This is a genomic window from Undibacterium sp. TC4M20W (genome assembly GCF_049340245.1).
Classification (GTDB): Bacteria; Pseudomonadota; Gammaproteobacteria; order Burkholderiales; family Burkholderiaceae_D; genus Undibacterium.
Genome location: NZ_JBMPPI010000001.1, coordinates 179,819 through 199,653 on the forward strand (window position 1 = coordinate 179,819; position 19,835 = coordinate 199,653).

Below are 19,835 nucleotides of genomic sequence, written 5' to 3' on the forward strand. Positions count from 1 at the left end.
TGTCTCCGGGATTTATGAATATTGTAGTTTGCGGCTCAGTCTGTCGGCTGCTGCCAAAGTCATGTTGATGAGTTCGTGCTTGCGTTGCTGTATGCGCTGCGCCGGTGCCATCAGGGACAAGGTGGCTTCAAGTTTATCGCGGCCAGAAAATACCGGTGCGCTGACGCCCCAGATGCCAAGATCAACTTCATTTTCACTGGTGGCATATCTCTGTTCACGTATGCCTTGCAACTGGGTTTGCAAGTCTTGTAGCAGTTGGCCGGATACTGGTGCGTTTTCCAGAAAATTCTGCGCCAGTAATTCGTCTTGCAAGGCTGGCGGCAGATGTGCCAGCAAAGCCTTGGCAGAGGCACCGCGCACGCTGGAACTGGCGCGACCTTTGGCAAAAGAACAGCGCAGGGCTTGCTGGCTTTCTTGCATATCCAGACAAACCACTTGTCCATTGACATAGGCCAGCAAACCTACGCTCTCACCCGACTTTTGCACCAGATCGGCAAGCTCATCGCGCGCTGCTCTCATGAGCCATGAGTGCTGGTCAAAACCGCGCGCCAGTTGCACTGCCAGTGGGCCAGGTTCATATAAGCCGGTTTGTGCATGTTCCTGCACCAAACCCCATTTCTTGAGAGGTGCAAGCTGACGGTATAAGGTGCTCAGTGGCAAGCCGGTTTGCTCTACCAGTTCACGTGCAGACAAAGCCTCGCCATGACGCGCGATGCAGGCCAGGACCTGTAAAACGCGTTCGCTTTGAGCAATACTATCCTTAGTGGATGCTGGCATTGTGGCTTAGAGAAAAGAACAATATCAGACTCATTCTAGCAACACGCTGAGAAACATCAACAATCAATTCTCACTAAATGAGAATTGATTGAAAATATTTTCAGCCAGTGACTGTTACGCGAGTGCAGGTCAACGGCGAATATCAGTCGTGGCCACTGAAATAATCTTTGTTTGACCGGGAAAAATCCATGAAATCACCCTCAGGGGTATTTTCACGATTGACGTATTGACCGCTGGGAGGCCCCAAACTTGGCTGTACAAACAAATAGCAAAGAATAGCCCCGATAACCGGGAGCAACCAGATCAAGGCATATTGCGCATATTTTTGCGCAGGCTCGAAAAACTCGCTCCTTGCCAGCAAGTAAGTCACATACACATTCATTGCCAGCAAGACAGTCACAATGATTATGGAGATAATTATGAGTGCGTCCATCATGTCAGAAGCGGTAGTCAGGACTCAGTTGCACAAAACCTCAATGATCCAGGCCATGCAAACCAACTCCGGTATATTCAGGAACATCACCCCTGAATCTGATTTTATGGCTTACGTCTGGTTTCGCCAGCGAATAACAAAACAGACTACCCAACAAAGGTAACAACCAGATCAGGAAAAATTGGAAAGCCTTTTGCACTGGCTCATAATAATCGCTACTCAAGATACAGTAACTGACGTAGATGTTTATCGCACACATTGTGCACAGGAAGTAAATCGCCAGCGTCTCAAAACTGCTCATGTCCTAACTCCTGCTATAAGCCGTTGCCTGGCAATTGCGATTTTCCTGCGCCGGGAACTCAGCCTTGATGACATCGTACTTGCTCTTTTCTTCCGCGCTCATGGCCCTGAACTGAAAGGCAAATTTATTGGTGCTGACCGTGCGCGGGCCTATGCGGGCAGAGCGCACGCCTTTATTGCTGAGATTATTCAAATGCAGTTTGGCTGCTTCTTCGGTCTTGAACACGCCCAGCGAAATACCCCAGCGCAGATTGCTCTGGTCTTGCACGATATAGAAGTCATTGATGCCCAAGCGGCGTAATTCACCGGCTTTTTTGTCTGCGCCTTCTTTGCTGCCTTGCGAAGGGATGAAGACCATGTGGGTGGCAACATCAACGACATTGATACGGGACTGGCGATCACCCATTGCCAGGGATTTTAATTTTTCTTCAAACTTGGGAATATCGTTTTGCTGGAAGTTACCGACTTCGAGGCAGGCGATGACTTCGGGTTTCTTTTCTGCTGCGGGTTCACTTGGCGACACTGCTTCGGCCGCAGTCAGGAGTTTTAACTGGTCGGCGTGATGCTGTTTTTTCAGGCGCTCGGGCTCATGGGTATCGAGGGACCAGTGTCCCAGATAGCCGAGATTAAATGCCAGCAGGAAGGCATTCAGTACGAGCAGGCTCCAGAAAAAGAATCTCAGCATGGTTAAGTGTCAGTGTTATCAGTCCGGGCTTGATTGTGCCACGACAAACAGCCCCGTCAAGACCAGATTATCTACATATTGATAAGGAATGCCCAAATGACTCAATAAATACGGGGCAGCACCACCAGAAATCACGCAATTGACAGTCTTTTTCTCCTGCTGCTCCAGGGTATTGAAGGCACGTACTATCGCACCAACCTGGGCACTGATGCAGCCACTGACGATGGCCTGGTCGGTATTATCGGCAAAGACTTTGGCGATCTCGGTTGATTCTGCCACCTGCGGCAATTGTGCGGTATTGCGTGCCAGCGACTCTGCCATGAGTTTAAGGCCAGGCAAGATCATGCCACCCTTGAATACGCCATCTGCAGTAACAGCATCGACTGTGGTGGCAGTTCCACAAGTAGCGACAATCAGGCTTTGTTGCGGGAACAGATAATGCGCACCTATCATGGAGGCGAGACGGTCACAGCCCAGTTGCGCCGGATTGCGGTAGCCATTATGCAGGCCGGCGATATCTTCTTGCGAGGCAAACCAATCTATGTGTAAGTCTGGCTGTACTTCTTGCAGTAATGCCGTAAGTTTTTCCTTGATGCTGGCACCGGCGACATTGGAAATCAGAGCGCGTGTAAAGTGCATGCCTTGCCAGCTGGTTTTCAAAGTGTCCAGTTCAGCGTGGCTGACAGAGGCAATCTGCTGCCACACTGGCGCTGGTGCCAGTGTTGATGCCGATCCCGCTGGCACAGTCTTGATATCTGCCAGCGCCCATTTGATGCGCGTATTACCTGCATCGATCAATAATTGACTCATGTCTGCTTCACTCTTTTCTTGCTACTCTTTTCTTGCTACTCTTTTTTGGCTACTTTTTTCATGCTACTGGCCGCAAAGACACATCACCTGCGAGCACATTGACCTGACCCTGCTCAGTCTGTAATACCAGGCAGCCATGCAGATCGACACCTAGCGCTTTGCCGGTATGTAAAACCTGGCCGTGGTCGAGTATATGCACGGTTTGACCGGCGTAGGCATGCAAGGCATTCCAGCGTGGCAAAAAGACTGAAAAACCTTGCTTACCAAATTGCTGCAATGCTGCGGCAAGTGCGTTCAACAATTGCGCCAGCAACAGGTTTCTATCCATCTGCGCGAGCCAGGGTGCATCTGCCAGGGCGCGGCCTACTTGTGCTTCCAGCTCATCCGACACTTGCAGGTTCAGGCCTATGCCAGCGACTATCCAGGTGCCGCCTTCACTGGCGGCAGCAGATTCCAGCAAGATACCTGCGAGCTTTTTACCATCGCGCAAAATGTCATTCGGCCACTTCAATTGCACATTCTGATTCAGGGCATTCAGGCACTCAGCCAGGGCAACGCCTATCGCCAGCGGCAAGCCCAGCAGGTTGTGTGGCGCTTGCGGCAAATGCCAGGCCAGCGAAAAAGTCAGCATACCACCGGGCACAGTCAGCCATGGGCGACCTGCCCTGCCACGCCCTGCTGTCTGATGCACGGCCACCCGCAGCACCGGGCGCGCCGGTGGCGATGTGCCTGTGCCTGTACCTGCAGACAGGCGCGCCATCAGGTCGGCATTGGTGGAGCCGGTTTCTGCGACGACTTCAATATCAACTTCGCGGGCTGCGCCATCACAGAGTTTTTCTATGGCAGCAGCATTGAGTTCCAGGTTTTTATTCTCTTGCATAATCTGTCTATGGTTAGCAGCCGTATTGTACTGCTGCCTGAGCAAATGTTCAGGCCAAAAAAAAACGGCACCTTATACAGGTGCCGTTCTTTACTACATCAACATCTTGATAGTGCTGTATTGCTGCGGTGATTGCTTATGCTTCGCCGCCATCCACCACATCAGTTGTTGTTACTTCTGGTATCGGCGCAAATGCTGCTTTTTCCGCTTCCAGCAAGGCTACGCGTTCATCTGCTTCCCAAGTTTCTTTCAACTTGCGGGCGCGGTGGAATGCCAGACCTGTACCAGCAGGGATCAGGCGACCAACGATGACGTTTTCTTTCAAACCACGCAGACCGTCTTTTTTGCCCATGATCGCAGCTTCGGTCAGAACACGTGTGGTTTCCTGGAAGGACGCCGCAGAGATGAAGGAATCGGTGGACAGGGATGCCTTGGTAATACCCAACAAGATATTTTCATATGTTGCAGGGATACCGTTAGCTGCTGCTACGCGATCATTTTCATCAAGCAATTCAGAACGTTCTACCTGTTCACCAACGATGTAGTTAGCATCGCCTGGATTAACCACGACAACGCGACGCAACATCTGACGCACGATAACTTCAATGTGCTTGTCATTGATCTTAACGCCTTGCAAACGGTACACGTCCTGAACTTCATCAACGATGTAACGTGCCAGCGCTTCGATACCCAGCAAACGCAGGATGTCTTGTGGATCGGCTGGGCCGTCAACAATCATCTCACCCTTGTTCACGACCTGGCCGTCATGCACCAGGACTTGTTTGTCCTTGGTGATCAGGAACTCGTGTTTCTCGCCGTCCATGTCTGTGATTTCCAGACGTTGCTTACCTTTGGTTTCTTTACCAAACGCAACCGTACCTGTTACCTCTGCCAGCATACCGGCATCTTTTGGTGAACGGGCTTCGAACAACTCGGCAACGCGTGGCAGACCACCGGTAATATCACGGGTTTTTTGTGATTCAGTCGGGATACGCGCCAGAACTTCACCCACGTGTACTTGCTGACCGTCTTTGACGGTAATCAGCGCGCCCACCTGGAAGCCGATCGTTACTGCGTGTTCTGTGCCAGCGATTTTGACTTCTTCACCTTGTTCGTTCAACAGCTTGACTTGTGGACGCAGTGTTTTACCTGCTGCGCTACCACGGCGTTTAGCATCGATCGCCACCAGCGTGGACAAACCGGTCACTTCATCAACCTGTTTGGCAACAGTCACGCCTTCTTCGACGTTTTCGAATTTCACCGTACCGGTGTATTCGGTAATGATAGGACGGGTCAATGGATCCCATGTCGCCAATGCAGTACCAGCCTTGATGATCAAACCGTCTTTAACGATCAGGGTTGCACCGTAAGGTACCTTATGACGTTCACGTTCACGACCGTGGTCATCAGTGATCAGCACTTCGCCAGAACGGGAAATAACGATCTGGTCGCCTTTACCGTTAGTGACATAACGCATGGTCGCTGTGAAACGGATAGTACCGTTGGACTTGGCTTCAACAGAAGATGCAATCGCTGCACGGGATGCCGCACCACCGATATGGAAGGTACGCATCGTCAACTGTGTACCTGGTTCACCGATGGACTGCGCAGCGATAACACCGACTGCTTCACCAGAGTTCACCAGGGAACCACGACCCAGATCGCGGCCATAACACATGGCGCACAGGCCGTAGCGTGTGTCGCATGTCAGTGGTGTACGTACTTTGACTTCATCGATGCCCAGGGCTTCAATGCGTTCTACCATTATTTCATCCAGCAGTGAGCCAGCTTCGTACAATGTTTCCTGTGTTTCTGGATTAACGATGTCATTGGCGCAAACGCGGCCCAGGATCAGGTCACGCAAAGGCACGTTAACTTCACCGCCTTCAACGATCGCCTTCATGGAAGAACCGTTGGCTGTACCGCAGTCATCTTCAACCACGACCAAATCTTGCGTCACGTCAACCAGACGACGTGTCAGGTAACCGGAGTTAGCTGTTTTCAACGCCGTATCGGCCAGACCTTTACGCGCACCGTGAGTGGAAATAAAGTACTGCAAAACGTTCAGACCTTCGCGGAAGTTCGCGGTGATCGGCGTTTCGATAATCGAGCCATCCGGTTTCGCCATCAGACCACGCATACCTGCCAACTGACGAATCTGGGCTGCAGAACCACGCGCACCGGAGTCGGCCATCATATAAATGGCGTTGAAAGATTCTTGTGTACCGACAGTGCCGTCGCGGCGCGTGACTGGTTCAACTTTGAGTTGTTCCATCATGGCCTTGCCGACTTCATCACCGGTCTTGCCCCAGATATCGACCACTTTATTGTAACGCTCACCCGCAGTCACCAGACCGGATGCATATTGCTGTTCGATCTGTTTGACTTCGTGTTCTGCTGCTGCCAGCAAAGTCACTTTTTGTGGTGGAACCAACATGTCATCAATACAGATGGAGATACCGGCGCGTGTCGCCAGGCGGAAACCCATTTGCATCAATTGATCAGCAAACACCACCGTTGCACGCAGACCGCACTTGCGGAATGAGGTATCGATGAGTTTGGAAATTTCTTTTTTCTTCAACGCACGGTTCAGTACGGTGAATGGCAAGCCCTTAGGCAGAATCTCGGACAGGATCGCACGGCCAACAGTCGTTTCATAACGCTTGATGGTTTTGACGAATTCGCCAGTTTCAGCATCTTTCGGAAATTCAGTAATACGGACTGTGATACGTGTGCTCAGCTCAACTTCCTTGTTGTCCCAGGCGCGGATCGCTTCTGAAACGTCAGGGAACATCATGCCTTCGCCCTTGCCGTTGATTTTTTCACGGGAAGCGTAGTACAGACCCAACACGATATCCTGGGAGGGAACGATAGACGGTTCACCATTGGATGGGAACAGAATATTGTTGGATGCCAGCATCAAAGTACGTGCTTCCATCTGAGCTTCGATAGACAGAGGAACGTGGACAGCCATTTGGTCACCGTCAAAGTCGGCATTGAAAGCCGCGCAGACGAGTGGGTGCAACTGGATCGCTTTACCTTCAATCAGGACCGGTTCAAACGCCTGGATACCCAGACGATGCAGCGTAGGCGCACGGTTCAGCATGATAGGATGTTCGCGGATGACTTCTTCCAGGATATCCCATACGACTGGTTCTTGTATCTCTACCAGTTTTTTCGCTGCCTTGATGGTCGTTGCCAGACCCATCAATTCCAGTTTATTGAAAATGAAAGGTTTGAACAGTTCCAATGCCATCAATTTTGGCAGACCGCACTGATGCAATTTCAGTTGTGGACCAACCACGATAACGGAACGACCAGAGTAATCGACGCGCTTACCCAGCAAGTTTTGACGGAAACGACCGCCCTTACCCTTGATCATTTCTGCCAGGGATTTCAGAGGACGCTTGTTGGCGCCTGTCATTGCCTTACCGCGACGGCCGTTATCGAGCAGGGAATCGACGGCTTCCTGCAACATACGCTTTTCATTGCGTGTGATGATTTCAGGAGCGCGCAATTCCATCAGACGCTTCAGACGGTTGTTACGGTTGATGACGCGGCGATACAGATCGTTCAGATCGGAAGTCGCAAAACGGCCACCATCCAGCGGGACCAATGGACGCAGTTCTGGCGGCAGGACCGGCAGAACTTCCATGATCATCCAGTCTGGCTTGATGCCTGAGCGCTGGAATGCTTCCAGTACTTTCAGACGTTTTGCGTATTTCTTGATCTTGGCTTCAGATTTGGATTCTTTCAACTCTGTGCGCAGGGTTTCTGCATCACGGTCGATGTCGATGGAGCGCAGCAATTCGCGGATACCTTCAGCACCCATGAAAGCAGTGAATTCGTCGCCGAATTCTTCGTACTTGGCAGCGTAATCATCTTCAGACATGATCTGGCATTTTTTCAGCGGAGTCATGCCTGGATCGGTGACGACATATGCTTCAAAATACAGAACGCGTTCGATATCGCGCAGGGTCATGTCCAATACCATACCCAGACGGGATGGCAGGGATTTCAGGAACCAGATATGTGCAGTTGGGGAAGCCAGCTCGATATGGCCCATGCGTTCACGACGCACTTTGGCCAGAGTCACTTCAACGCCACATTTTTCGCAGATAACGCCGCGGTGTTTCAGACGTTTGTACTTGCCGCACAGGCATTCGTAATCCTTGATAGGACCAAAAATCTTGGCGCAGAACAGACCGTCGCGCTCAGGCTTGAAAGTACGATAGTTGATGGTTTCCGGCTTTTTAACTTCGCCGTAGGACCAGGAACGAATTTTTTCTGGAGACGCCAGACCAATTTTGATCGCGTCGAATTGTTCGTTGGGTTGGACTTGCTTGAATAGATCGAGCAGAGCTTTCATGTGTATCACTCCAGTTAAGCGCGCAAACGCTTGGTGGCTGAATGGTGCTGCAACAGAAGCTTCGCCGCTTTACCCTGTTCGCATGAGCGGGAGAGCCAGGTCTTTTCGACACAGGTTCCGCTGATACCGGGAACGACATTACTTCCAAACTGCTTGCCAGGTTTAACGGCCATCGCCCGAATGCTATCCGGGCGATGACTTTACTGCAATTACAAAACTAAACTTCTTAGCTACGTTCGAGATCGATATCGATACCCAGAGAGCGGATTTCTTTGACCAGAACGTTGAAGGACTCAGGCATGCCGGCGTCGATCACATGGTCACCCTTGACCAGGTTTTCGTACACTTTGGTACGGCCATTCACGTCATCGGACTTGACTGTCAACATCTCTTGCAAGACGTAAGACGCGCCGTAAGCTTCCAGTGCCCAGACTTCCATCTCACCGAAACGCTGACCACCGAACTGCGCTTTACCGCCCAGTGGTTGTTGCGTGACCAGAGAGTAAGGACCGGTCGAACGTGCATGCATCTTGTCATCAACCAGATGGTGCAATTTCAGTACGTGCATGTAACCCAGCGTGACTTTACGCTCAAACGCTTCACCGGTACGGCCATCAAACAGGGTGACCTGGTTTTTCGATGGTGTCATACCCAGTTGCGCGGCGATATGGTCAGGGAAAGCCAGATCCAGCATGCGACGGATTTCATCTTCATGCGCACCGTCAAATACCGGTGTTGCAAATGGCACGCCATGCTTCAGGTTGTTCGTCAATTCCAGTATCTCAGCATCGGAGAAGCCGTCGATGTCTTCCTTCTTGCCAGATTCGTTATAAATCTTCTTCAGGAAATCACGCAGTTCTTCTACCTTGGCTTTGGCTTTCAGCATTTCGCCTATGCGCAAGCCCAGACCTTTCGCTGCCCAGCCCAGATGCACTTCCAGAACCTGACCAACGTTCATACGTGATGGAACACCCAGTGGGTTCAACACGATGTCTGCTGGTGTACCGTCAGCCATGTAAGGCATGTCTTCGATAGGCACGATACGGGAAACCACACCCTTGTTACCGTGACGACCCGCCATTTTGTCACCAGGTTGCAGGCGACGTTTAACAGCCAGGTAAACCTTGACCATTTTTTGTACGCCTGGCGGCAATTCATCGCCTTGCGTCAGCTTGGTACGTTTTTCTTCAAAAGCCAGATCGAACTGATGACGTTTTTCAGCGATGGAATCTTTCATCGCGACCAGTGCATTGGCTGCTTCATCAGATGCCAGGCGAATATCGAACCAGTGGTATTTATCCACGCTGGCCAGGTATTCCTTGGTGATCTTGGTGCCTTTAGCCAGTTTGGCCGGGCCGCCGTCAGCGATCTTGCCATCCAGCATACGTTCCAGACGCTCAAATGCATCGCCTTCAACAATACGCAACTGATCGTTCAAATCGAGGCGATAACGCTTCAATTCATCATCGATAATCTGTTGTGCACGTTTGTCGCGTTGTATGCCTTCGCGGGTGAACACTTGTACGTCGATAACTGTACCTACCATGCCGGAAGGCACGCGCAGGGAAGTATCTTTAACGTCAGAAGCCTTTTCACCGAAGATGGCGCGCAGCAGTTTTTCTTCTGGTGTCAGTTGAGTTTCACCTTTTGGTGTCACTTTACCGACCAGGGTATCACCGGCTGTTACTTCAGCACCGATGTAGACGATACCGGATTCATCCAGACGTGCCAGTTGGTTTTCTGCCAGATTGGAGATATCACGTGTGATTTCTTCCGCACCCAGCTTGGTATCACGAGCAACAACCGACAACTCTTCGATATGAATCGAGGTATAGCGGTCATCAGCCACAACTTTTTCAGAGATCAGGATCGAATCTTCGAAGTTATAACCATTCCATGGCATGAACGCGACCAGCATGTTCTGACCCAGGGCCAATTCGCCCAGATCTGTGGATGCACCGTCGGCCAATACGTCACCTTTTGCTACCAGATCGCCCACTTTAACGATAGGGCGTTGGTTGATATTGGTGTTCTGGTTGGAACGGGTGTACTTAATGAGGTTGTAAATATCCACACCGACTTCACCAGCCTGTGCTTCAGCATCATTCACACGAATAACGATACGGCCCGCATCGATGTAATCAACTTTACCGCCACGCAGCGCCTGTACTGTAGTACCGGAGTCAACTGCCACAGTACGTTCGATACCTGTACCAACGAATGCTTTTTCTGGACGCAAGCAAGGAACGGCTTGACGTTGCATGTTGGCGCCCATCAACGCACGGTTCGCATCATCGTGTTCGAGGAACGGGATCAGAGATGCCGCAACAGAAACCACCTGACCGGTAGCCACGTCCATGTACTGGATACGCTCTGGGGATACCAGGATCGTTTCGCCAGCTTCACGGGCAGAGACCAGTTCATCGATCAGTTTGCCTTCGCCGTCAATCGTCGCATTCGCCTGAGCGATGATGTAACGACCTTCTTCAATCGCAGACAGGTAATCGATCTGAGATGTGATTTTGCTATCAACCACTTTACGGTATGGTGTTTCCAGGAAACCGTATTCGTTCAGGCGAGCATACAGAGCCAGTGAGTTGATCAGACCAATGTTTGGTCCCTCTGGTGTCTCAATCGGGCAGACGCGGCCATAGTGGGTTGGATGAACGTCGCGGACTTCAAAGCCGGCGCGCTCACGTGTCAAACCACCAGGTCCCAGGGCGGAAATACGACGCTTATGCGTGATTTCTGACAATGGGTTGGTCTGATCCATAAACTGGGACAATTGTGAAGAACCGAAGAACTCACGAATCGCAGCAGAGATAGGCTTGGAGTTGATCAGGTCATGCGGCATCAGGTTGTCGGCTTCAGCCTGACCCAGACGCTCTTTGACAGCACGTTCAACACGTACCAGACCAGCACGGAACTGGTTCTCAGCCAATTCACCAACGCAACGTACGCGGCGGTTACCCAAGTGATCGATATCATCGACTTCGCCACGGCCATTGCGCAGCTCAACCAGGATCTTGATCACGGCCAATACGTCTTCGTTCGACAAAGTCATGGCACCTGTCAGTTCATCACGGCCAATACGGCGGTTGAACTTCATGCGGCCGACTGCGGACAGATCGTAACGGTCTTCACTATAGAACAAACCATTGAACAGGGCTTCAACAGAATCTTCTGTTGGTGGTTCGCCAGGACGCATCATGCGGTAGATGGCAACGCGGGCAGCCATCTGGTCCGCTGTATCATCAGCACGCAGAGTCTGGGAAATGTAAGCACCCTGATCCAGGTCATTGGTGTACAAAGTCTGGATATCAGTGACTTTGGCATCGCGCAAACGACCCAGCAATTCTTCTGTCAGCTCATCATTGGCATTGGCAATCACTTCGCCAGTGTCTGCATCAACGATGTTCTTGGCCAGGACGCGACCCAGCAGGTAGTCTTCAGGCACGGAGATGTGCTTGATACCACCGGCTTCGATCTCACGTACATGCTTGGCATTGATACGCTTGTCTTTGGCAACGATGACTTTGCCGTCTTTGTCGCTGATATCAAAACGGGCAACTTCGCCACGCAGACGTTCTGCAACGAATTCCATTTCTGCGCCATCACTGTGCAGATTGAAATTATCGAAGACAAAGAAATTGGCCAGAATCTGTTCATTGCTCATGCCTATAGCACGCAGCAAGATAGTGACTGGCATCTTGCGACGACGGTCAATACGGAAGAACAGGATGTCTTTAGGATCGAATTCAAAGTCGAGCCAAGAACCACGGTAAGGAATGATCCTTGCCGAGAACAGCAATTTACCGGAAGAATGTGTCTTGCCGCGGTCATGTTCAAAGAACACGCCAGGGGAACGGTGCAACTGAGAAACGATAACGCGCTCAGTACCGTTGATGACAAAAGAACCAGTGGTTGTCATCAAAGGCAATTCGCCCATGTAGACTTCCTGTTCTTTCATTTCTTTGACAACCGGCTTGGTTGGTGATTCCTTGTCCAGAATGACCAGGCGAACTTTTGCACGCAAAGGTGATGCATAAGTCAGGCCGCGCAATTGACATTCCTTGACGTCGAACGCAGGATCGCCTAAAACGTAGGACAAGAATTCAAGACGTGCGAACCCATTGTGCGAAACAATAGGGAAAATCGAGGTGAAGGCAGACTGCAAACCCTCGTTCTTACGAGTTGGCGGTGTTCTGTCTTCTTGTAAAAAGCTCTGGTACGACTCGATTTGAGTCGCCAGCAAGAACGGAACGTTGTGGACGTTGGCGCGCTTCGCAAAAGATTTACGAATACGCTTCTTCTCAGTAAATGAGTAGTGCATGGACACTCCGTGAGTGGCAAGGAAGGATAGAGAATTCAGGATTCTTGTCACAAAAATAAAGCCTAGCAACTCTGTGACAAAAAAACCTCAAGTCTCAACCCTTGGTCTTAATAAACAGCTAAACAACCCTGAACGACAAAGAAGCCAAAGAGGAACCCTCTCTTCCAAGAGGATTCCTGTCTTTGACTTGGGCAAATCCGAAGACTTGCCATAATACCTGAATTACTTGATGTCGGCTTTCGCGCCAGCATCTTCCAGTTTTTTCTTAGCTGCGTCAGCATCAGCTTTGGAAACTGCTTCTTTAACTGCTTTTGGTGCGCCATCAACTACGTCTTTAGCTTCTTTCAAGCCCAGACCAGTGATTTCGCGAACTGCTTTAATGACGCCAACTTTGTTTGCGCCAACTTCAGTCAGAATTACATTGAATTCTGTTTGTTCTTCAACAACTGCTGCTGGGCCAGCTGCTGGACCAGAAGACATTGCTGCAGCGGAAACACCAAATTTAACTTCAAACTCTTTTACCAGGTCGTTCAGGTCCATTACGGACATCGCGCCTACGGCTTCCAGGATATCTTCTTTGCTAATTGCCATTTGAAACTCCAATTAATTAATTACATTGATACGGTATTTGACGGAAAAAAACTTATTCTGCGGCAGCTTCAGCAGCTTCTTCAGCTACTGGTGCTGCAGGAGAACCTGCTTCTTTCTGTGCTGCGACGGCTGCCAGAACACGTGCGAAAGCAGATACAGGAGCCTGCATCATGCCAACCACTTGCGCCAACAATACTTCACGGCTAGGAATGCTTGCCAATGCGACAACGCCAGCTTTATCCAGCGATTTGCCTGCATAGTTACCCGCTTTAACAACCAGTTTGTCATTGCTTTTTGCAAAGTCTTGAATGACTTTAGCAGCAGCAACAGCATCTTCCGAGATTGCATAAATCAACGGACCAGTCATTTCAGAAGCGAGACTTGCAAATGCAGTTCCCTCAACAGCGCGACGTGCCAATGTGTTTTTCAACACACGCATGTATACGCCTTGAGCGCGTGCGCTAGCACGCAATTGCGTCAAATGACCGACCTGGATGCCACGATATTCGGCCACGACGATAGTCTGTGCAGTTGCTACTTTTGCAGAGACTTCAGCGACGACGGCTTTTTTGTCATTCAGATTGAGACTCACGGTCAACCTCCATTAATGATATTCAGTCCATACACCGGAATGATGTACTTCCCTCATATCGTTTCGAACACGGCGTCCGAAGTTAGGAGTTTCACTGGGGGACCAGTAATCACTACAAAACTTGTTCGGGTACACCATCTGCGTTGGGGCCTGTCGATTGCTCTTCAGATATTAACCTCATGCTTGAAAACTACACTCGCACACTCGGCCCAACGGTCTTTGACACTCTGGATGTTTGTTCAAAACATCCAGCCCAAAGATGCGCCCTGCATCAAAAGATGCAGGGACTTAATTCTTAGCCTGCCAGATTAGCGTGATCTACACGTACACCTGCACCCATAGTGGATGAGATGGATACTTTACGCAGATACACACCTTTGCTGGATGCTGGTTTGGCTTTATTCAAAGCTTCGATCAGTGCAACCAGGTTGGACTTCAGGTCACCATCAGCAAACGACTTACGGCCGATTGTTGTGTGGATGATACCTGCTTTGTCTGTACGGTATTGTACTTGACCAGCTTTTGCATTTTTAACTGCAGTAGCTACGTCAGGAGTCACTGTACCGACTTTAGGATTAGGCATCAAACCGCGTGGACCCAGGATCTGACCCAGAGTACCAACAATACGCATAGTGTCTGGAGAAGCGATAACGACGTCAAATGGCATGTCGCCAGCTTTAACGCGTTCAGCCAAATCTTCCATACCAACGATATCAGCACCGGCAGCTTTCGCTTCTTCCGCTTTTGCACCTTGTGCAAATACGGCTACGCGTACTGTTTTGCCTGTACCAGCTGGCAATACAACTGCGCCACGAACAACTTGGTCAGATTTCTTAGGATCAACGCCCAGTTGGACGGATACGTCGATGGATTCGTTGAATTTTGCTGTTGCGCATTCTTTGATCAAAGCGATAGCATTGTCAAATGGATACACTTTCAGACGGTCAACTTTCGTTGCCAGCAATTTTGCTTTTTTAGATAACTTAGCCATTACAGACCCTCTACCGTGATGCCCATGGAACGAGCAGAACCAGCAATAGTACGCACCGCTGCGTCCATATCAGCTGCTGTCAAATCAGCGCGTTTAACTGTCGCGATTTCTTCAGCTTGCTGGCGAGTGATTTTGCCAACTTTGTCTGTATGTGGTTTTGCAGAACCTTTAGTGATGCCAGCTGCTTTTTTGATCATGTAAGTTGCTGGAGGCGTCTTCATCACGAATGTGAAAGACTTGTCAGCAAATGCGGTGATCACAACAGGAATAGGCATGCCTGGTTCCATACCTTGGGTCTGCGCGTTGAACGCTTTGCAGAATTCCATGATATTCAGACCACGTTGACCCAGAGCTGGACCGATAGGTGGGGATGGGTTTGCTTTACCAGCTGGCACTTGCAGCTTGATAAAACCAATGATTTTCTTTGCCATGTTTGGCTCCTTCAAAAAATGAGTAGTAGCGCCTGCCGGTATCTTTTCACACCAGCAGGCTCCTCTGCCTGCTGAGAATTGCCTGTATTACGTTTGTAGTACCACAGCCAACGCTCTAACCAGTTTCAACAAATTGCTTTGTTACGTACTGGTCAAACGTGAATCCTGTTAAACCTTTTCGACCTGGGAGAATTCCAGCTCTACTGGTGTAGCACGGCCGAAAATAGTGACTGTCACGCGTACTTTGGACTTTTCATAATTGACTTCTTCGACATTGCCGTTAAAGTCAGTGAAAGGACCATCTTTGATACGGACTACTTCGCCTACTTCGTACAAGACTTTTGGTCTTGGTTTTTCAACGCCTTCTTGCATCTGCTGCAAGATCTTGTCGACTTCGTGCTGTGGTATCGGCGAAGGCTTGTTTGATTTGCCGCCGATAAAACCGGTTACCTTGCTGGTGTTTTTTACCAAATGCCAGGTATCGTCAGTCATTTCCATTTCAACGAATACATAGCTGGGGAACAAGCGGCGCTCAGTGACGACTTTCTTGCCATTCTTTGGCTCTATCACTTCTTCAGTCGGAACCAGAATCTGACCGAATTTGTCTTGCATCTCTGCGCGTTCTATACGTTCCACCAATGCACGTTGCACGCTCTTTTCCATACCGGAATAAGCATGCACGGCGTACCATCTTTTAGCACTTTTAGGTACAGACACCGCTGGTGCTGTACCTTCTTCGTTTTCCTGAATGTTCTCGCTCATTATTTTTTCCATCCGAGGATTACGTCATACAACACAAATCCGATCAACTGATCGGTGCCCCACAGGAAAAGCGCCATCACCAGAACAAAGCCGAATACTACGGCAGTGATCTGCCCCGCTTCTTTGCGGGTTGGCCAGACAACTTTTTTAGTTTCGCGCACAGCTTCTTTTGCAAAGCTGACAAAATCGCGACCCATTTCAGAAGTTGCGATAAATCCAACAGCAACCAACAAACCCACTACCAAAGCGATGGCACGTATCCACGTTGCCTGTCCAGCGAGAATATAAAAAGCAGCAACACCGGCAACTGCAGCCACTACCGCCAGAATGACTTTGTACTTGTCATTGGATGTACTAACTGTTTGAACGGGATGATTAGACATACTTTATTTACTTTCGGTGGCCAGCGGCCTTGATGGTGGCAGGGGCGGAGGGAATCGAACCCGCGACCTTCGGTTTTGGAGACCGACGCTCTGCCAATTGAGCTACACCCCTACATCTTGACATTTACTACAAGCCTTGCCTGAACGAATCAGGCAAGGCTTGTATTTTACTACTTATTTATTACTCGATGATTTTAGCAACAACGCCAGCACCGACTGTACGGCCACCTTCACGGATAGCGAAGCGCAAGCCTTCTTCCATCGCGATCGGGTTGATCAACTTAACAGTGATAGATACGTTATCACCTGGCATGACCATTTCTTTGTCTTTCGGCAACTCGATCGAACCAGTGACGTCCGTTGTACGGAAGTAGAACTGTGGACGGTAGTTGTTGAAGAATGGGGTATGACGGCCACCTTCATCTTTAGACAGAACATAGATCTCGCCTGTGAAGTGGGCGTGAGGCTTGATTGAGCCTGGTTTTGCCAACACTTGACCACGTTGGATATCTTCACGTTTTGTACCACGCAGCAATACGCCGACGTTGTCACCTGCTTGACCTTGGTCGAGCAGTTTGCGGAACATTTCAACGCCAGTACATGTTGTTTTGACTGTGTCTTTGATACCGACGATTTCGATCTCTTCGCCAACTTTGACGATACCGCGTTCGATACGGCCAGTAACGACTGTACCGCGGCCGGAGATGGAGAATACGTCTTCTACTGGCAACAGGAAGGCGCCGTCAACAGCACGTTCTGGTGTTGGGATGTAGGTATCCAGAGCATCAGCCAGTTTCATGATGGCTTCTTCGCCCAGAGGACCTTTGTCGCCTTCGAGGGCCAGTTTAGCGGAACCTTGAATGATAGGCAGGTCGTCGCCTGGGAATTCGTATTTGGACAGCAATTCACGAACTTCCATTTCAACCAGTTCCAGCAACTCAGCGTCATCAACCATGTCGCATTTGTTCAGGAATACGATGATGTATGGAACGCCAACTTGACGTGCCAACAGGATGTGTTCACGAGTTTGTGGCATTGGGCCGTCTGCTGCGGAGCAAACCAGGATCGCGCCGTCCATTTGAGCCGCGCCAGTAATCATGTTTTTAACATAATCAGCATGGCCTGGGCAGTCAACGTGGGCGTAGTGACGACCGGCTGTTTCGTACTCAACGTGGGCTGTATTGATAGTAATACCGCGCGCTTTTTCTTCTGGTGCTGCATCGATCTGGTCGTATGCTTTAGCTTCGCCGCCGAATTTTTTCGACAGGACTGTTGCAATCGCTGCTGTCAGTGTGGTTTTACCGTGATCAACGTGACCAATTGTACCGACGTTGACGTGCGGCTTGGTGCGCTCGAACTTACCTTTTGCCATTTTGGACTCCTAACGATTTTGATGAGAATGCTCAGGCACGCGCCCGACAAATCAGACTTGAAAACACCAGACAACCTTGGTGCCCTTGACGTGGATTGAACACGTGGCCTCTCCCTTACCAAGGGAGTGCTCTACCACTGAGCTACAAGGGCAGCTTGCTGCGCAAAACCCCGCGCAAGTAAAACTGGAGCGGGTGAAGGGAATCGAACCCTCGTCATAAGCTTGGAAGGCTTCAGCTCTACCATTGAGCTACACCCGCAAAGGCCACCGCTTCAGCCGCTAATTTCTAAATTCAATTCTTTACCTGTGGTGGAGAGGGCTGGATTCGAACCAGCGTACTCGTAAGAGAACAGATTTACAGTCTGTCGCCTTTAACCACTCGGCCACCTCTCCGCAGGGAACCCCGAATTATGGAGATACTCGACCCAACTGTCAACACCCTTTTGAGAATTTCTTACTCAAACAGAAGTGGGATTTACCAAAAAATTTTCTAAATAATTGATTTTATTCATTATTTATAAAATCATATGTATTAAAAAGTTACGGTAAAAATCCGCAGCAGATGAGACAGCTTGCGCCAACGCTATGCCTTTGTTGCAACTTTCCTACAATCACCATTGCGTGCAAGCTCAAGGTATGATGTTGACACCCTACTACATACGCTAGCCATGGCCCGCACCCTCGCATCCGATTATCAATTGCAGCGCGACGATATCCTGGAAAAGGCGGCGACTGCCTTTGCCAACTATAGCTACCCCGGCACCTCCATGAGCGTACTGGCGCAGACCTGCGGTACCTCGAAAGCCAGGCTTTACCACTACTACCCCAGCAAAGAAGCCATTTTGTTTGATTTGCTGAACCGTTATACGCAAGTGCTGATACGTCTGGCGGAGAGTCATCATGACTTGCCAACGCTGATTGCGGCCTTCCTGGCGGAATATGAGCATTCACAGACCCGCCATATCGCCTTACTGAATGATGTGAAATTCCTGGAAGAGCCGCAGCGCAAGCTGATACTCGATGCGCAAAGAAAAATCGTCGAATTGTTTGCTGGCTCGATACAGCGCAACTTTCCAGACCGTACCACAGCACAAAACCGCAGCGCCATCACCATGCTCCTGTTTGGCATGATCAACTGGACCTTTACCTGGCTCAAACCACACCAGGATGCAGACAAAATCTCGTATGCCGACTTTGCTGTACTGGTGACACAGATTTTCATGCAGGGCATGCTGGGCGTACCTGTGACAGCGCCAGAAAAAGCTGACGCTTAAATTGTTTACCCTATGTTTGCTCTAAATGATCCCCGCAATTTAGTTTCTGGCGTGGGCAATCTGGTAAAACTCCAGTCCCTCAAACGCTCCCAGTTCCAGTGACAGCTCACTGATGCGCGTTGCCAGCTTGCGGCTCAGGCCGACTGCCACGAAACGCCATTCAGAGCGCCCTTCCTTGCAACTGATGTTCAGGGTACCTGTCGCAATTTCATAGCCACGCGCAAGCGCCATACTGCGCAGGACATCTTCGCGCGGGATATAGCCCTGGCGAAATTGCATGGTGATCGCCACCGCTGGCCGAGAAGGCAGCCAGGCCTCAATTCTGGATACCCAGATCATGCAGGCCGCTGACAAAAACGCCAGCAGGATCGCAGCAGCATAAAAGCCGACGCCAACCATCACGCCTATGGCTGACGAAGCCCATAAAGACGCAGCAGTTGTCAGACCGCTGATGGTAAAACCTTCGCGCATGATGACGCCGGCACCGAGAAAACCTATGCCGGTGACTATGCCTTGTATGGTACGTGAAGGATCGAGATTGACAGGAGAAAGCGCCCGCCCGCCAAACCAGAAATCAGGGTAACCGGCGATCACCACCAGGGCGGCAGATGCCATGCATACAAGGCCATAAGTCCGCATGCCGGCAGCACGCCCATGATAAGAACGCTCATAGCCAACCACAAAACCCAATAGCATGGCGCCAGTCAGATTCAGGAAGATAATGACATTGGCATGCAATTCAGAGGCGGACCAGAAACTCATGAAATAACTGGAAAGAGATACTGTCATCAGTTGGCCTCAAAATGAGCTAAATTGTATGTCTGTCAGTGTAGCAAGCAGGTATCCGACGGA

The 19,835-nt window shown here is 50.2% G+C and carries 17 protein-coding genes and 4 tRNA genes; 1 reads left to right on the forward strand and 20 read right to left on the reverse strand.

The annotated features are described in order from the left end of the window. Positions 1–12: 12 nt before the first annotated feature. The 19 genes from ACO0LL_RS00895 to ACO0LL_RS00985 form a co-directional block, all read right to left on the reverse strand. Positions 13–777, reverse strand: coding sequence for an IclR family transcriptional regulator (locus tag ACO0LL_RS00895; RefSeq protein ID WP_422949011.1), 765 nt, complete (start codon positions 775–777; stop codon positions 13–15). A 142-nt stretch (positions 778–919) separates the two neighbouring features. After that, a complete protein-coding gene (locus tag ACO0LL_RS00900; RefSeq protein ID WP_422949012.1) occupies positions 920–1,210 on the reverse strand; it encodes a hypothetical protein in 291 nt (96 codons plus the stop codon). Between the two features lie 40 nt (positions 1,211–1,250). Next, positions 1,251–1,511 carry a hypothetical protein gene (locus ACO0LL_RS00905; RefSeq protein ID WP_422949013.1) on the reverse strand — a complete coding sequence of 87 codons (261 nt, stop codon included), beginning with the start codon at positions 1,509–1,511 and terminating at the stop codon, positions 1,251–1,253. A 3-nt stretch (positions 1,512–1,514) separates the two neighbouring features. Continuing rightward, entirely contained in the window at positions 1,515–2,195 is a 681-nt protein-coding gene (locus tag ACO0LL_RS00910; RefSeq protein ID WP_422949014.1) for an SPOR domain-containing protein, read from the reverse strand. Positions 2,196–2,213: 18 nt separating this feature from the next. After that, on the reverse strand, positions 2,214–3,005 hold the full coding sequence (locus ACO0LL_RS00915) for a type III pantothenate kinase (protein WP_422949015.1): 792 nt from the start codon (positions 3,003–3,005) through the stop codon (positions 2,214–2,216). 58 nt (positions 3,006–3,063) lie between these two features. Further along, positions 3,064–3,885 (reverse strand): biotin--[acetyl-CoA-carboxylase] ligase, encoded by an 822-nt coding sequence (locus ACO0LL_RS00920; RefSeq protein ID WP_422949016.1) that lies wholly within the window; start codon positions 3,883–3,885, stop codon positions 3,064–3,066. Positions 3,886–4,021: 136 nt separating this feature from the next. Next, entirely contained in the window at positions 4,022–8,254 is a 4,233-nt protein-coding gene (gene rpoC, locus ACO0LL_RS00925; protein WP_422949017.1) for a DNA-directed RNA polymerase subunit beta', read from the reverse strand. 226 nt (positions 8,255–8,480) lie between these two features. Next, complete coding sequence (rpoB, locus tag ACO0LL_RS00930) at positions 8,481–12,587, reverse strand: DNA-directed RNA polymerase subunit beta (protein WP_422949018.1); 4,107 nt, start codon at positions 12,585–12,587, stop codon at positions 8,481–8,483. Between the two features lie 222 nt (positions 12,588–12,809). Then, entirely contained in the window at positions 12,810–13,178 is a 369-nt protein-coding gene (gene rplL / locus ACO0LL_RS00935; RefSeq protein WP_422949019.1) for a 50S ribosomal protein L7/L12, read from the reverse strand. A 52-nt stretch (positions 13,179–13,230) separates the two neighbouring features. Further along, the gene (gene rplJ / locus ACO0LL_RS00940) at positions 13,231–13,770 is read right to left on the reverse strand and encodes a 50S ribosomal protein L10 (protein ID WP_422949020.1); all 540 of its coding nucleotides are present in this window, start codon (positions 13,768–13,770) and stop codon (positions 13,231–13,233) included. Positions 13,771–14,065: 295 nt separating this feature from the next. After that, entirely contained in the window at positions 14,066–14,761 is a 696-nt protein-coding gene (gene rplA, locus ACO0LL_RS00945) for a 50S ribosomal protein L1 (protein ID WP_186956790.1), read from the reverse strand. Beyond that, complete coding sequence (gene rplK / locus ACO0LL_RS00950) at positions 14,761–15,192, reverse strand: 50S ribosomal protein L11 (RefSeq protein ID WP_186956792.1); 432 nt, start codon at positions 15,190–15,192, stop codon at positions 14,761–14,763. Before rplK ends, rplA begins: the two co-directional genes overlap by 1 nt. A gap of 168 nt (positions 15,193–15,360) precedes the next feature. After that, positions 15,361–15,954, reverse strand: coding sequence for a transcription termination/antitermination protein NusG (gene nusG, locus ACO0LL_RS00955; RefSeq protein ID WP_422949021.1), 594 nt, complete (start codon positions 15,952–15,954; stop codon positions 15,361–15,363). Beyond that, positions 15,954–16,337 carry a preprotein translocase subunit SecE gene (secE, locus tag ACO0LL_RS00960; protein WP_422949022.1) on the reverse strand — a complete coding sequence of 128 codons (384 nt, stop codon included), beginning with the start codon at positions 16,335–16,337 and terminating at the stop codon, positions 15,954–15,956. Before secE ends, nusG begins: the two co-directional genes overlap by 1 nt. A gap of 36 nt (positions 16,338–16,373) precedes the next feature. Then, positions 16,374–16,449, reverse strand: a tRNA-Trp gene (locus tag ACO0LL_RS00965). A 69-nt stretch (positions 16,450–16,518) separates the two neighbouring features. After that, a complete protein-coding gene (gene tuf, locus ACO0LL_RS00970) occupies positions 16,519–17,709 on the reverse strand; it encodes an elongation factor Tu (RefSeq protein ID WP_422948930.1) in 1,191 nt (396 codons plus the stop codon). 77 nt (positions 17,710–17,786) lie between these two features. Next, positions 17,787–17,861 (reverse strand) — tRNA-Thr (locus ACO0LL_RS00975). 33 nt (positions 17,862–17,894) lie between these two features. Continuing rightward, a tRNA-Gly gene (locus ACO0LL_RS00980) sits at positions 17,895–17,968 on the reverse strand. A 48-nt stretch (positions 17,969–18,016) separates the two neighbouring features. After that, positions 18,017–18,102: transfer RNA gene (locus ACO0LL_RS00985), tRNA-Tyr, on the reverse strand. 275 nt (positions 18,103–18,377) lie between these two features. On the opposite strand from ACO0LL_RS00985, the gene ACO0LL_RS00990 reads away from it, so the two are divergent. Continuing rightward, positions 18,378–18,983, forward strand: a complete 606-nt coding sequence (locus tag ACO0LL_RS00990; protein WP_422949023.1) for a TetR/AcrR family transcriptional regulator — start codon at positions 18,378–18,380, stop codon at positions 18,981–18,983. A 39-nt stretch (positions 18,984–19,022) separates the two neighbouring features. Here the strand turns inward: ACO0LL_RS00990 and ACO0LL_RS00995 are convergent, their stop codons facing one another. After that, a complete protein-coding gene (locus ACO0LL_RS00995) occupies positions 19,023–19,772 on the reverse strand; it encodes an MgtC/SapB family protein (RefSeq protein ID WP_422949024.1) in 750 nt (249 codons plus the stop codon). Positions 19,773–19,835 lie beyond the last annotated feature (63 nt).

What these genes read in the sequence shown, in the direction of transcription:
- ACO0LL_RS00920 (WP_422949016.1), bottom strand. Translation starts at nt 3,885, where the DNA reads ATGCAAGAGAATAAAAACCTGGAACTCAATGCTGCTGCCATAGAAAAA.
- tuf (WP_422948930.1), bottom strand. Translation starts at nt 17,709, where the DNA reads ATGGCAAAAGGTAAGTTCGAGCGCACCAAGCCGCACGTCAACGTCGGT.
- ACO0LL_RS00895 (WP_422949011.1), bottom strand. Translation starts at nt 777, where the DNA reads ATGCCAGCATCCACTAAGGATAGTATTGCTCAAAGCGAACGCGTTTTA.
- rplL (WP_422949019.1), bottom strand. Translation starts at nt 13,178, where the DNA reads ATGGCAATTAGCAAAGAAGATATCCTGGAAGCCGTAGGCGCGATGTCC.
- ACO0LL_RS00915 (WP_422949015.1), bottom strand. Translation starts at nt 3,005, where the DNA reads ATGAGTCAATTATTGATCGATGCAGGTAATACGCGCATCAAATGGGCG.
- rplA (WP_186956790.1), bottom strand. Translation starts at nt 14,761, where the DNA reads ATGGCTAAGTTATCTAAAAAAGCAAAATTGCTGGCAACGAAAGTTGAC.
- rplK (WP_186956792.1), bottom strand. Translation starts at nt 15,192, where the DNA reads ATGGCAAAGAAAATCATTGGTTTTATCAAGCTGCAAGTGCCAGCTGGT.
- ACO0LL_RS00990 (WP_422949023.1), top strand. Translation starts at nt 18,378, where the DNA reads ATGGCCCGCACCCTCGCATCCGATTATCAATTGCAGCGCGACGATATC.
- nusG (WP_422949021.1), bottom strand. Translation starts at nt 15,954, where the DNA reads ATGAGCGAGAACATTCAGGAAAACGAAGAAGGTACAGCACCAGCGGTG.
- rpoB (WP_422949018.1), bottom strand. Translation starts at nt 12,587, where the DNA reads ATGCACTACTCATTTACTGAGAAGAAGCGTATTCGTAAATCTTTTGCG.
- rpoC (WP_422949017.1), bottom strand. Translation starts at nt 8,254, where the DNA reads ATGAAAGCTCTGCTCGATCTATTCAAGCAAGTCCAACCCAACGAACAA.
- ACO0LL_RS00900 (WP_422949012.1), bottom strand. Translation starts at nt 1,210, where the DNA reads ATGGACGCACTCATAATTATCTCCATAATCATTGTGACTGTCTTGCTG.
- secE (WP_422949022.1), bottom strand. Translation starts at nt 16,337, where the DNA reads ATGTCTAATCATCCCGTTCAAACAGTTAGTACATCCAATGACAAGTAC.
- ACO0LL_RS00905 (WP_422949013.1), bottom strand. Translation starts at nt 1,511, where the DNA reads ATGAGCAGTTTTGAGACGCTGGCGATTTACTTCCTGTGCACAATGTGT.
- ACO0LL_RS00995 (WP_422949024.1), bottom strand. Translation starts at nt 19,772, where the DNA reads ATGACAGTATCTCTTTCCAGTTATTTCATGAGTTTCTGGTCCGCCTCT.
- ACO0LL_RS00910 (WP_422949014.1), bottom strand. Translation starts at nt 2,195, where the DNA reads ATGCTGAGATTCTTTTTCTGGAGCCTGCTCGTACTGAATGCCTTCCTG.